The sequence below is a fragment of the Gordonia sp. VNK1 genome (assembly GCF_040049135.1).
Taxonomy (GTDB): domain Bacteria; phylum Actinomycetota; class Actinomycetes; order Mycobacteriales; family Mycobacteriaceae; genus Gordonia; species Gordonia oleivorans.
Window position 1 is genome coordinate 1 of sequence record NZ_JBDZDJ010000043.1, and the last position, 11,410, is coordinate 11,410.

An 11,410-nucleotide genomic window follows, 5' to 3' on the forward strand; every position below is an offset into this window, starting at 1 on the left:
GCCGCGCGACCAGGCCCTGACGACACATCGAATCAGCGACAGTCTTCTCGGTCACCGTCCACCCGTCAGCACGCAGATCCGCATGCAGGCGCGGTGACCCGTGCAGGCCGCGGGCCTTGTCGAACGCCACCGCCACGGCCCGGTCGATGGTGTCCCGGCGATAGTCGCGGGTGGTGTGCAAACCCGTTGCCGCACCCGGCGATTGGGTCCGCTTATGCCATTTGTAGAACCACGCCTCGCTGACCCCGAGCAGCCGGCAGGACACCGCGTGTGGCACCCGATAGTTGGTCCTCTGGTCGGCGATAAAGCGTGCCACGCTCACTTCGTCGCCTCCTTCACCCACAGGACCACTGATCGCTTGAGGACATCACGCTCCATGCGCAGCTCGGCGACCTCGTCACGCAACCGTTTGAGCTCAGCAGCGTCATCAACGGTCAGCTCGCCGCGGCCCTCCCGCTCGGCGCGCGCCCGGTTGACCCAGTTACCCAAGGTGCCCTCGTTGACCCCCAGGTCTCGAGCGACCTGGGCGATCGGCTTACCTGTCTCCTCGACGATCCGGACCGCCCCATCACGAAACTCCCGGTCGTACTTCTTCCGCTTCTCTGGCATCGTGCTCCTCATTATCGATGCCTCTACGGTTCGGGGGGAACCTCAGAGTACTTCGGCGCGGTGTCTGAGGCCAACGCCGCCCGCACCGTGTTACGGGCCACCCCCAACCGGCGCGCGATCTCCTTGATCGGCACACCCTCACTGCGATGCAAACGGCGGATCTCCGCCCACTGCTCCACTGAAATCACCCTCCTAACAAGACGGGGGTCAAAATTCACCCGTCGTCAGGGGGTCAGTTTTCAGGCGCCGTCAACACTATCGACGAATGGGTCCACGCCTACAACACCTGCAGACCGCATCAGTCGCTGAACATGGCCACCCCTGCCAGCGTGTTCCGCAGTCGCAGCACCGATCCCGACACCATGCCCAGCAAGCCTGTTGGTGCCGAGATCCGACCGGAAGCCGAAGTCGTTCGGCCAGCTCCAACCGTGGCCGATCAGTCGAGTTCCGCCATTGAGTTCGACACTGTCGTGCCGCCGTCCGGTGTAGTGACTATTGCCGGTGTGCAACAGGTGTGGGTCGGAAAGAAACTATGCGCAGCGCAGTGTCGTGATGTGGGCTGACCTGTCGAGCGTGTACATCATCTGCGACGACATCGTGATCAAGACGGTCCGGTCGAAGCTGACCACCGCAGACCTGCAACGACTCCGCGCCCGCGGCACCCGCCCGGGCCGGCCCAGACCGGCGCAAGCCGCGTTCGACACCTCCACCGCCACCCATCGGCCGCGAGCTATCGAGATCGACCGGACCGCGAACCGCGACGGCATCGTCATTGTTCGTGGACATGAACTCGCCCTCGGCGTCGTGACGGCCGGCAGCCGGGTCACCCTGCGGATCGACGGCGAGTTGATCCACGCGACCAACGGCACCCACCTGATCAAGACGCTACCCAATCCTCTTGACCTAGAGAATATTCGCCGCTTGACCGGAGTTCGGGAAGCCAGCACCCCGCTGCCGCCTGCGCCACCGTCAGGGCCGCAGAGCGTGCAGCGCCGGGTTCCCAAGAGCGGTCAGATCATGGTGGCCGGCCAACGCCTCCGAGTCAGTCCGACCTACGCCGGCACCATCGTCACCATCATCGTCGACGATCACCACCTACGAGTGCTCGACGGCGCCAGAGAACTGTCACTGCACGCACGAACCACCACCAAGACCATTCGCAACTTCAACGCCCACCGGCCCCACCGCCGGTAAGCATCTCCCGAGAACACGACGTCACGCATCTCCTGAGACCGCACACGTCACCGTGGTTCGATCGCATCGTCGAGACATTGTGATGCGGAAATTCCGGCGCGTCGCCGAGGTCGACGTCGTGAACGGACGAGGCGGTGACGGAGGCGTGGACGTCTCCGTCACTTACCCCGACGGCCGGCTCGTTATCTACCAGTTGAAGTATTACCCCGAGGGCATGTCCGGCGGGTTCGTGGGACGTCGAGACAAAGTCAAGAAGTCCTTCGTGCGGGCGGTGAAGGAACAGGAGCCGCACGAATGGGTTCTGGTAGCCCCATGCAGCAACTTCACCACCCCCGAGAAGGGCTACATAAGACGCCTGCCCGAAGCCTTCACTCCAGCGGGGAAACGTCGACCCACTGTGGGATGGATGGGTCGCGCAGAGCTCAATCAGATGCTCATCGACTATCCCGAAGTGGACCGATGGTTGACGCTCAACCACTACCGACGCACCCGGCAGATCTTCGAGCAGGAACAGACCGCAGCCCAGCGGTTGGAATGCTAATGGAGATCCGGTTCCTCGAGGACGGTGAAGTCGTAGCCGCCGAGGAAGGAACGGTCACGGAGGTCCGCCAAGGAACTCACGGCTTAACCAGCGTGATGTCGTTCTGTGGGAGCCGGCTCACGGTGGCCGCAGAGATTCCGTATCGAGCCACGTCCGGCCAAGCGTCGTCGATGGACGTCGGATACAAGATTCGCGGGCTCAGTCCGCGCTCTGTCGCCGAACTGTTCAAAGTTCTTCTCGGCCTTCGCACATCCAAAGAGGTCGAGTTCCACATCGACGGCCGATTCCTGACCAAATACGGCCGATCTAGCGACGAAGTTGACAACGAAGACCCCGACTTGAAAGAGCAACTCATGGTCTACCGGTTCGCTGAGGACCTGGCCGCAGTCCTCGCATATACAAGGCAGAGCATGACGCTTCCCAACGGCTTCAGTGGGAACGACCGGGTCCATGCCCGGGTTGCCCGACTGCTACTTGATGGCCACATTGTGGCCTCGGCCCTGGCGCGAGGAGTCCGCGGACGCCTTCCCGACAGCGCTGAGCCCACCCAGGAGATCCGCAACACCCTGACAGAACGACGAAACATCCACTGGCCGGCTGGCCGGTACACCGCTCCGATCGTGGGCCGGAACTTTGACCTTCAAACGCTGGGAGATCTGCTCTGGACTCCACGCCGGCGACCACCGCCGGTCGGCACGGTGCGGCTTGTTGAGCCCCTTCCACGGTGGTGGCGTGGGGCCCGCAGCGATCGTGCCATCGGGACGGCGGACAACGCCGGCCAGGCGGTGCTGTACGTACTCCCGCAACTCGACGTGGGCCACGAGCTTCGCTGTTTTCGGGCGCTTGGCGGCCTGCTGGGCTTTCCACTGCGCCACCAACGCCCGATACTCAAGCTTCCCGCTCCTGGTTGCGGCGTTGCGCCGTAGCTCACGCGAGATCGTGGCCGGACTGCGCCCGATCCGCCGTGCGATCTCACGCACCCCACAATCCTGAACGCGAAGCAGCGCGATCTCTTCCCGTTCCGCGAAGGATAGATAGCGGCCCGAAGGCTCATCCAGACTCAGCGGCCTCATACCGCCAGCGTGGCGGAACCACCGTGTACCCACCGGCACCGACACACCGACAGCGATCGATGCCTGCGCCGTGCTCACCCCCGTCGCGACCACCCGCCAAAACTCACGTTGCACCTGCCGCGACGGCTCCGGCCGCCCCGGCGATCGCATCGCCGGCCGAAGTGCACGATCAGCACGCCACTGTCGACGAACACCTACCGGCACATCGCTGGTCTTCCTGCTCCAGTCCGCTGTAACCACGCCGCACACCTCCGAGAATCAGGGTGTTGCGACGACCAGTTGAATCCGCCCGTCGACCCACGATCGGTGTGGAAAATCAGCTTCTGCGCATCGTCATCACGCCATATCGCCTGCATACCGCCCCGCGTGGCGACCGCCATCTCGATCGCCGCACACGCCAACGCTGCATCCGGGTGACGACTGGTGGCCGCCCCCAGCAGGCGGCGACTGTAGAGGTCGATGACCGTGGCCAGATACAGCTTGCCCGCCGCGGTCGGGATCTCGGTGATGTCGCCGACCCACCGCTGATCGGGGCACTGTGCGGTGAAATCGCGACCCAACAAATCGGGGAACTTCGGGGCGGTCTTGTCCTGACGGGTCAGCCCGTTGCGCCGGCGGATCCGCCGCGCGACCAGGCCCTGACGACACATCGAATCAGCGACAGTCTTCTCGGTCACCGTCCACCCGTCAGCACGCAGATCCGCATGCAGGCGCGGTGACCCGTGCAGGCCGCGGGCCTTGTCGAACGCCACCGCCACGGCCCGGTCGATGGTGTCCCGGCGATAGCCCCGGGTGATGTGCAAACCCGTTGCCTCACCCGGGGATTGGGCCCGCCTCCTTCACCCACAGGACCACTGATCGCTTGAGGACATCACGCTCCATGCGCAGCTCAGCGACCTCGTCACGCAACCGTTTGAGCTCAGCAGCGTCATCAACGGTCAGCTCGCCGCGGCCCTCCCGCTCGGCGCGCGCCCGGTTGACCCAGTTACCCAAGGTGCCCTCGTTGACCCCCAGGTCTCGAGCGACCTGGGCGATCGGCTTACCTGTCTCCTCGACGATCCGGACCGCCCCATCACGAAACTCCCGGTCGTACTTCTTCCGCTTCTCTGGCATCGTGCTCCTCACTATCGATGCCTCTACGGTTCGGGGGGAACCTCATTGACCGAGACCACGCAGAACGTCCCGACGACCCCGGCGATGCCCATCGGAATCAGCATCAGCAGATGGCGTCGAGGCGGCATGCGGTCCCAGCCGTAGAGGTAGATCCCGAGGAAGATCGCCTCGACGAAGAACGACAGCCCTTCGAACGCGAATGGCAATCCCAGCACGTCACCGAACCGGCCCATCAAACCGGGCCACAGCAGACCCATCTCGAAGCTGAGGATCGTGCCCGAGACCGCGCCGATCGCGAACAGCACTGCCGACACCTTGGCCCACCGTCGGGCCAGTCCCATTGCGACAGGGCCGTCGCGCACGATGCCGCGACGGCGCATCACGAAGATCATCGTCGGGAACGCCACCCCGAAACACGCAAGGACGATGTGCCAGCCCAGGGACACCGCCATCTGCTGCCGGGCCGGCATCAGACCCGGAGGTTGCTGACCCTCCGCCACAACCAGCAATGCCTCGGCCAGGTACACGGTCGTCACCGTCGAGCAGGGCCGGTTGTTCCAGCCCGACACGTCGTCATCTGTACCGAAGGTAATCGCACGCAGATGAGGTTCCCGCCGGGGGTGGCCGGTAAACGCCACTGCCCCGCCGCCGGCTCGAGCTCGTGTCCGCAACGACGAGGGTGGGTCCGAGTTGCTCGACGACGATGAACAGCGCGTCGGGGACGGTCCGGCGGGTCAAGTCAGCGGCGGGATACGGTGTACCGGAAACCCGATTTCCGGGTGAAAAACTTTGTTTCGTACTCTTTTCCCCGTGAATCCCGCTGCTGCCGATGCGTTCGTGACCGAAACCACTTCGAGTGTTTGCGTGTGGTGCTCGTCCACCGACGAAATCGCGGAGTTCCGCGGCGAGAGGCGCGGACGGTGCTCAACCAGACGCGCACGCAGACTCCCCCTGCTGCTTCCCGGCGGCGAAGCGTCGAACCGCGACGACGACTGCCCACGAAGGCAGGCGGGAAGGCGGTGGCCACCAAGCCGCAGAATGTCAGGTCCGGCGTCGCCGGGCCGGCGAACGTCTCACGACCCGACCGCGCCGAGCTCATGAGCCGGGCGCAGAGCCTCCTGGCGCAGCTCACCGAGATCGAGGAACGTCTGCAGGTCGCGCAGAAGGATGGCGGCTTGAGTGGCAAGGCCAAGGTGTCCGACCTGACCGCGAAGCGCGACTCCGTGTTGCGCACGCTCGCCGCGTTGGAGAAGGCCAAGCGGGCGCTCGAGCCGGCCTGAGGTGGACGCACCACACCCCGTACGCTTCGTGACGGGGCACCTCGCTGCGCGCGGTGCGTCAGCCGCGTAAGGCGGACGCAAAGAGCGACGGCAGCCGGGTGGCCTTCGGATCTGCCGCGAATGCAACCATCTTTCGGCCTACATGGTGCGCATGCGTGTTCCTGACGAACCACGCCGGCTTCGGCGTGATCGACAGCTGGCCGGTGATCAGAGATCGGCTCAGCGGGCGGAACGGGCCGGTCACGACCGTGCGCTCTGTGTCGTCCACCAGTGATGCGTTGTGTACCAATCCGATTCCGCTCTCGACATCGACGAGGGTCGCACCGGGAAAGCCGCCCCATGGTGCTGCTGCGGTGAGATAACCGACCCCCGTCCACGCGTTGATCGCAATCGTGCCGTAGCGGAGCGATTCCACGAACCACTCGAACTCTCGACCGAGCTTGCGGCGGTATCTCGGGTGCACCAAGACGTTGGCGCCGAGAGTGCCCTCGAGCCGCTCATTGACGAAGCGGCTCGCTGCCCGGAGGTAGGCAATCCCGTCTCCGGGGATCTCCACGACGGCCAGCACGGGCGAGAAGTACTCCACGGTGAAGGCCTCGGCCACCTGGTCCGGTGAGAGCCCCTCGATCAGCAGCCGGCCGTTCTCGCGTGCGTTGGCCGTGGCGTGCCGGTCGGCTGCCGCGGCGACCCGTTGGTCGCTTCCGGGGTAATAGGCTGGCCGCGCGGGAGCCTTGTCGATCTGGTCGCGGAGTTCCCGGAGGAACTCCCCTTTCTTGGACCACTCGGACGGGATCACGGCAACCTGGGCGGCGATGCAGTTGTAGCCGCCGTTGTGCAGACGCTGGGTGGCCAGGTGCTCCGCCTGGAAACGGATGTCCTTGGCCGACCACCCGGTGGGGACGACGACGGTGGGTGATACGCCGCCGAGTTCACTGGTGATGGTCTTGCCGAGCTTCGGTACGCCGGCCCGGCGACGGGCCTCGCCTTCCGGGCCGGTGCCGAAGACGATGGCGTCGTGACTTGCCGAGCTTCCGGTGATGTGGACATGCGCCACATTCGGGTGATCGACGAGATACGAGCCGACCTCGACACCGCCCCTGACGACCTCCACGAAGCCGCGCTCGGACAGGGGTCGCAGGACGGCGTTGATCGCGTCGAACATCTCGCCCAAGACGGGGTTCAGTTTGAGGATCACGACGCGATTGTGCGCGATCAGCTCGTACAGGGTGTCCAGCACGGCGATCGAGGTGATGTTGCCGGCGCCGAGGACGACTGACATGCCGTGCGTCGTCGCGGGGTCGAGTTGCGCCAATCCCGCCGCCGACCGCGCCTGGGTGACACTCACCCCCGGCTTCAGCCAGACCTTGGCCGAGACGCCCGACAGCAGTAGCCGATCCCAGATCTGATGGGGAAAGACGTCGAGCGCAACACGACCGCCGGGAGCGACGGAAGTCGGTACGTGGGCGATGGGACTGTCGCCGCAGCTCAGGTCGCGCAGAGAACGGGCCAGCGTGGCAGCGTTCGTGATGACCGGGTACGGCCCCGACAGCCATTCTTCGCCTGCGAGCGGCGATGAGGGCGAGATCCGCTTCGCACGGCACGCGGCCTCAACCCAATCCGATGCCTGCTCGGCCGCCTGGTGCGCCACCTGTTGCAGAAGGTCGGCGCGCCGGGTCAGCGGGAGGTCTGCCCACCGGCGCTCGCCTGCGCTGAGTCGTAGCAGCGCACTGTCGAGCTCCGCGACTGTGGTGAAATCGGTGGTGAGAGTCATGAGTTGTTCTCCATGGTGTGGTGTGGATGGCTCAGGGTTTCCGCGGCTACACCGGTGTGAATTCGGAGATCTTCCAGCGATCGCCGTCCTTGGCCATCTGGACGCGAATGCGGCTGCCGTCGAGTCGCGGCCCCTCCGGTGAGGATCGGGATCGCGGTGATGTATTGACCCGGCGTGGCACCTTGGAGGAAGACGCCGTACACGTATCCCCCGGCCAGGCCGATGGCGGTCACCAGGCCGTTCAGGAACACCGCGACGCCGCAGGAGGCGATCACGCGCGGAACTGCGAGTCGCTGGATCGGGTCGATACCGAGCACCTTCATGGCGTCGATCTCTTCGCGGATGGTGCGCGAACCGAGATCGGCGCAGATCGCGGTGGCACCTGCGCCCGCGACGACGAGAACCGTGACGATGGGTCCGATCTCTCGGATGACGGCCACACCCGCGCCCGCACCGGACAGGTCGATCGCACCGATCTCGTTCAGCAGAACGTTGATCTGGAACACCACCATGACGCAGAACGGGATCGACATCAGCATGGTCGGGACAATCGATACGCTCGCGATGAACCACGCCTGCGCCACCAGCTCACGCCACTGGAAGGGACGCCGTGGGAGCATCTTGACGATGCCCCAGAAGGTGAGGAAGAAGTCGCCGACCATTTCGGTACCGTGGCGCGCCTTCTTGAGAACCGGTGCGAGCGTTGACGATTGGCGTCGTTCCGGGAGCGCTGTTTCGGGGGCGAGTGCGCTCATCGGGCGTCGGAGCTCTCACGCGTTGCGGCCCGCGAGATCTTCTCGTCTGCCACTCGACGGACAGGAATGATGGGCAGTCGCAGCGCTCCAGGCGCCGAGACCGGCACGATCGGCGACCGGGGTTCGGTGGGCTCGATGCGCCGATAACCCGAACCCTGGATCGGGCGAAGGTCCTTCTCCCCCTTGTTCGGCCACAACGCGGCGGCCCGCTCGGCCTGAGCAGCTATGGTCAGCGACGGGTTGACGCCCAGATTCGCGGACACGGCCGAACCGTCGACCACACTCAGCGACGGATAGCCGTACACGCGGTGATATGGGTCGATCACACCGTTGTCCTCATCGTCCCCGATCACGCATCCGCCGAGGAAGTGTGCGGTCATCGGCACGTTGAACACCTCGCCCCACGTTCCGGCGGAGGTGCCGCCGATCTTCTCGGCGATGCGCCGCGTGGCTTCGTTGCCCGCGGGGATCCAGGTGGGATTGGGCTCGCCGTGCCCCTGCTTGCTGGTGAGCCGGCGACCGAACAGACCGCGCTTTGTGAAAGTGGTGATCGAGTTGTCGAGGTTTTGCATCACCAGTGCGATCACGGTCCGCTCGCTCCAGCCCTTCACCGCCAGGACACGTGCTGTGGCGAGTGGATCCCGGAGCGCGACGCCGATGAATCGCAGCCATCGCGGCAACCGTCCGTCGCCGTCGGTCATCGGCGCCTGCAACAACCCCATCGCGTTGGAGCCCTTGCCGTATCGGACGGGTTCGACGTGGGTGTCCGGCGTGGGGTAGAACGACGACGTGATCGCCACGCCCTTGGTGAGGTCGAGGGATTCGTCGACGCGGTAACGGGTGGCCCCGAGGATCGACTCGGAGTTGGTCCTGGTCAACTCGCCCAGTCGCGTCGAGAGCTCAGGAAGGCGGCCGGAGTCCTTGAGCTTGTGCAGCAACTGCTGGGTACCCCAGGTACCCGCCGCGAAGACGACATTGTGAGCGGTGAACGCCTTCTCGCGCTTACGAATCCAGGCACCGGTCTTGACTGTGTCGACTGTCCAGGAGCCATCGGGTCGCTGACGCACGTCGGTGACGGTGGTCAGCGGATTCACCACCACTCCAGCGCGTTCGGCGAGCCCGAGGTAGTTCTTGAGCAGCGTGTTCTTGGCACCGTGACGGCAACCTGTCATGCACTCGCCGCACTCGATGCAGCCGGTGCGATCCGGTCCGACCCCACCGAAGTAGGGATCCGACACGGTACGACCGGGCTCGCCGAAGTACACCCCGACCGGAGTCTGGACAAACGTGTCGCCGACACTCATGTCGTCGGCCACCGACCGGATGATCTCGTCGGCAGGCGTCATGTGCGGGTTGGTGACCACGCCCAGCATGCGACGCGCCTGGTCGTAGTAGGGCGTCAGCTCGTCTTCCCAGTCTGTGATGTGCGCCCACTGCGGATCGCCGAAGAATGCTGATCCCGGCTGGTAAAGGGTGTTGGCGTAGTTGAGAGAGCCCCCCCCGACTCCCGCCCCGGCCAAGATGACACAGTCGCGAAGTAGGTGGATGCGCTGAATCCCGTACGCACCCAGCTTCGGCGCCCACAGGAATCGTCGAACGTCCCAGCTGGTCTTGGCGAAGTCCGCATCGTCGAATCTGCGGCCGGCTTCGAGAACGCCGACCCGGTAGCCCTTCTCTGCCAGGCGAAGGGCGGTGACGCTGCCGCCGAACCCGGAGCCGATCACCAGGACGTCGTAGTCGGTGTCTTTCTCGCTCGCCTCAGCGTTCATTGGATGCTCGCAATCGTCTGTGGGCGTGGGTATTACGTGGCTGATTGAGCCTCTACAGGAACACGTCCCTGTGATGACCGTGTGCCGGTCGCCGCTTCTGTCCGTCCTGGCCAAGCGGGGCGGTGCGGCCGGACACAGTGTGTTGACACTGTGAGATGAACTGTATTGTTTCTACACGTAATTGCCTAATGTGTCAAACACTCAGGCGGGCGCCTTAGGCCTGCATGCCAATTCGGGCATGATGGACACATGGCTACGCCCCCGAGCTTCCACGACGAAGTACGCGACCTGCTGCGCGATCGCATACTCGACTCCGCTCGCGATCTCGTGGTGGAACGGGGATGGTCCGCGGTGAACATGTCCCGGGTGGCGCGCGAGGTCGGAATCAGCCGTACGACCCTCTACAACGAGGTCGGGACCAGGGATCAGCTTGCGGCATCGCTGATCGCACGCGAGGCAGACCGCTTCCTCCACGGGGTCGTCGAGGGCATCGCGGACGAACAGGACATCGTTGACGGACTCACAGCCGCCGCGGAGCGCACACTGACCCTTGGTGAGGACAACGAGCTTCTGATGTCGATCATCTCGGGCAGACTCCAGGGCGGCGAACTCCTGTCGCTGGTCACCGTCGACTCAGAGGTCGTCCTCGGGCGGGCGACGCAGGTGGTAGCCGATCAGATCCGTTCTCGGAAGCCCGATCTCGACGAATTCGCGCTGGAGTCGATCACCGAGATCTTCGTACGACTCACCGTGAGCCACCTGCTCCAGCTCCGGGGTTCGCGTGCCGAATCCGTCGTGCAGATCCACGCTGTCATTCTCGCCTTGTTCGCAAGCCCGCCAGCTCCCCCGGCGGGATGACGCGTGGACGGAACAAGCCAAGCCGAGCGCTTTGAGAACACTGATCCCCATCTTCGGGAATCGCTTGTGCAGCCAGGTGGCCAGCGCCATTCCCAGGGAAAGATGGCCTCACGCCGGTTGGTGCGTATCGCCCGGACAGTTCGTCGAGCGACGTCTTCGGGCTCCAGAACCGGAAACCACTGCGACATCCGGGGGTACCACCCCATGTCTGCATCGTTCCGTTCGAAGTAGTCGGTGTTGACCTCCGAAGGGCAGACGAGTGAGACTCCGATGCCATAACGACCGACTTCCTCGCCGAGACTGTTCGAGAACCCCACCATGGCGGCCATAACGGTGGCTAGAACGAACCGGCTGGTGTCCTCGGCGAGGCGGCAGACGTTGAGGTGTGGCTGAGAATTGCCGCGTAGGCGATGCTGGCTGACTTGTAACGACCGTGCGCTTCGGACG

12 protein-coding genes and 3 pseudogenes are annotated in these 11,410 nt (G+C 64.8%); 5 read left to right on the forward strand and 10 right to left on the reverse strand.

Annotation, left to right across the window (positions count from 1 at the left end; all coding sequences use genetic code 11):
• From ABLE94_RS25835 to ABLE94_RS25845, 3 genes and pseudogenes are all read right to left on the reverse strand, one after another.
• Positions 1–322 (reverse strand): IS3 family transposase (locus tag ABLE94_RS25835; RefSeq protein WP_348810276.1); only part of this gene is annotated, 322 nt, incomplete at its 3' end.
• Complete coding sequence (locus tag ABLE94_RS25840) at positions 319–609, reverse strand: transposase (RefSeq protein WP_005195137.1); 291 nt, start codon at positions 607–609, stop codon at positions 319–321. The genes ABLE94_RS25840 and ABLE94_RS25835, both read right to left, overlap by 4 nt.
• A gap of 35 nt (positions 610–644) precedes the next feature.
• A pseudogene (locus tag ABLE94_RS25845) lies at positions 645–797 on the reverse strand (helix-turn-helix domain-containing protein); the annotation flags it as partial.
• Between the two features lie 123 nt (positions 798–920).
• Here ABLE94_RS25845 and ABLE94_RS25850 point away from each other — a divergent pair.
• The 3 genes from ABLE94_RS25850 (at position 921) to ABLE94_RS25860 (ending at position 2,344) form a co-directional block, all read left to right on the forward strand.
• Entirely contained in the window at positions 921–1,172 is a 252-nt protein-coding gene (locus ABLE94_RS25850) for a hypothetical protein (RefSeq protein ID WP_240524022.1), read from the forward strand.
• Positions 1,162–1,803 (forward strand): Mu transposase domain-containing protein, encoded by a 642-nt coding sequence (locus tag ABLE94_RS25855; RefSeq protein ID WP_026920504.1) that lies wholly within the window; start codon positions 1,162–1,164, stop codon positions 1,801–1,803. The genes ABLE94_RS25850 and ABLE94_RS25855 overlap by 11 nt, the downstream gene beginning before the upstream one ends.
• Positions 1,804–1,885: 82 nt before the next feature.
• Positions 1,886–2,344 (forward strand): hypothetical protein, encoded by a 459-nt coding sequence (locus ABLE94_RS25860; RefSeq protein ID WP_010844958.1) that lies wholly within the window; start codon positions 1,886–1,888, stop codon positions 2,342–2,344.
• 632 nt (positions 2,345–2,976) lie between these two features.
• Here ABLE94_RS25860 and ABLE94_RS25865 read toward each other — a convergent pair.
• The 4 genes and pseudogenes from ABLE94_RS25865 to ABLE94_RS25880 all read right to left on the reverse strand — a co-directional run.
• Positions 2,977–3,567, reverse strand: a pseudogene (locus ABLE94_RS25865) (transposase); the annotation flags it as partial.
• 50 nt (positions 3,568–3,617) lie between these two features.
• Positions 3,618–4,253: pseudogene (locus tag ABLE94_RS25870) on the reverse strand (DDE-type integrase/transposase/recombinase); the annotation flags it as partial.
• A complete protein-coding gene (locus tag ABLE94_RS25875) occupies positions 4,231–4,530 on the reverse strand; it encodes a transposase (protein WP_006369839.1) in 300 nt (99 codons plus the stop codon). The pseudogene ABLE94_RS25870 and the gene ABLE94_RS25875, both read right to left, overlap by 23 nt.
• A 23-nt stretch (positions 4,531–4,553) precedes the next feature.
• Complete coding sequence (locus tag ABLE94_RS25880) at positions 4,554–5,099, reverse strand: cytochrome ubiquinol oxidase subunit I (protein ID WP_005201356.1); 546 nt, start codon at positions 5,097–5,099, stop codon at positions 4,554–4,556.
• A gap of 450 nt (positions 5,100–5,549) precedes the next feature.
• Here ABLE94_RS25880 and ABLE94_RS25885 point away from each other — a divergent pair, with 450 nt between their 5' ends.
• Positions 5,550–5,810 carry a hypothetical protein gene (locus ABLE94_RS25885; protein WP_010844852.1) on the forward strand — a complete coding sequence of 87 codons (261 nt, stop codon included), beginning with the start codon at positions 5,550–5,552 and terminating at the stop codon, positions 5,808–5,810.
• A 58-nt stretch (positions 5,811–5,868) separates the two neighbouring features.
• Here ABLE94_RS25885 and ABLE94_RS25890 read toward each other — a convergent pair whose 3' ends face one another.
• From ABLE94_RS25890 to ABLE94_RS25900, 3 genes are read right to left on the reverse strand one after another with little or no spacing between them, the layout of a single operon-like run.
• Positions 5,869–7,581, reverse strand: a complete 1,713-nt coding sequence (locus tag ABLE94_RS25890; protein WP_006369840.1) for an aldehyde dehydrogenase family protein — start codon at positions 7,579–7,581, stop codon at positions 5,869–5,871.
• Positions 7,578–8,336, reverse strand: a complete 759-nt coding sequence (locus ABLE94_RS25895; RefSeq protein WP_348810277.1) for an MlaE family ABC transporter permease — start codon at positions 8,334–8,336, stop codon at positions 7,578–7,580. The genes ABLE94_RS25890 and ABLE94_RS25895 overlap by 4 nt, the downstream gene beginning before the upstream one ends.
• Complete coding sequence (locus ABLE94_RS25900; RefSeq protein WP_005201331.1) at positions 8,333–10,105, reverse strand: GMC oxidoreductase; 1,773 nt, start codon at positions 10,103–10,105, stop codon at positions 8,333–8,335. Before ABLE94_RS25900 ends, ABLE94_RS25895 begins: the two co-directional genes overlap by 4 nt.
• 249 nt (positions 10,106–10,354) lie before the next feature.
• On the opposite strand from ABLE94_RS25900, the gene ABLE94_RS25905 reads away from it, so the two are divergent.
• Entirely contained in the window at positions 10,355–10,963 is a 609-nt protein-coding gene (locus ABLE94_RS25905; protein ID WP_005201328.1) for a TetR/AcrR family transcriptional regulator, read from the forward strand.
• Positions 10,964–11,410: the final 447 nt, after the last annotated feature.

Excerpts from the sequence above, each read along its gene's own strand:
- ABLE94_RS25840 (WP_005195137.1), bottom strand. The coding sequence starts at position 609 with ATGCCAGAGAAGCGGAAGAAGTACGACCGGGAGTTTCGTGATGGGGCG.
- ABLE94_RS25850 (WP_240524022.1), top strand. The coding sequence starts at position 921 with ATGGCCACCCCTGCCAGCGTGTTCCGCAGTCGCAGCACCGATCCCGAC.
- ABLE94_RS25855 (WP_026920504.1), top strand. The coding sequence starts at position 1,162 with ATGTGGGCTGACCTGTCGAGCGTGTACATCATCTGCGACGACATCGTG.
- ABLE94_RS25860 (WP_010844958.1), top strand. The coding sequence starts at position 1,886 with ATGCGGAAATTCCGGCGCGTCGCCGAGGTCGACGTCGTGAACGGACGA.
- ABLE94_RS25875 (WP_006369839.1), bottom strand. The coding sequence starts at position 4,530 with ATGCCAGAGAAGCGGAAGAAGTACGACCGGGAGTTTCGTGATGGGGCG.
- ABLE94_RS25890 (WP_006369840.1), bottom strand. The coding sequence starts at position 7,581 with ATGACTCTCACCACCGATTTCACCACAGTCGCGGAGCTCGACAGTGCG.
- ABLE94_RS25895 (WP_348810277.1), bottom strand. The coding sequence starts at position 8,336 with ATGAGCGCACTCGCCCCCGAAACAGCGCTCCCGGAACGACGCCAATCG.
- ABLE94_RS25900 (WP_005201331.1), bottom strand. The coding sequence starts at position 10,105 with ATGAACGCTGAGGCGAGCGAGAAAGACACCGACTACGACGTCCTGGTG.
- ABLE94_RS25905 (WP_005201328.1), top strand. The coding sequence starts at position 10,355 with ATGGCTACGCCCCCGAGCTTCCACGACGAAGTACGCGACCTGCTGCGC.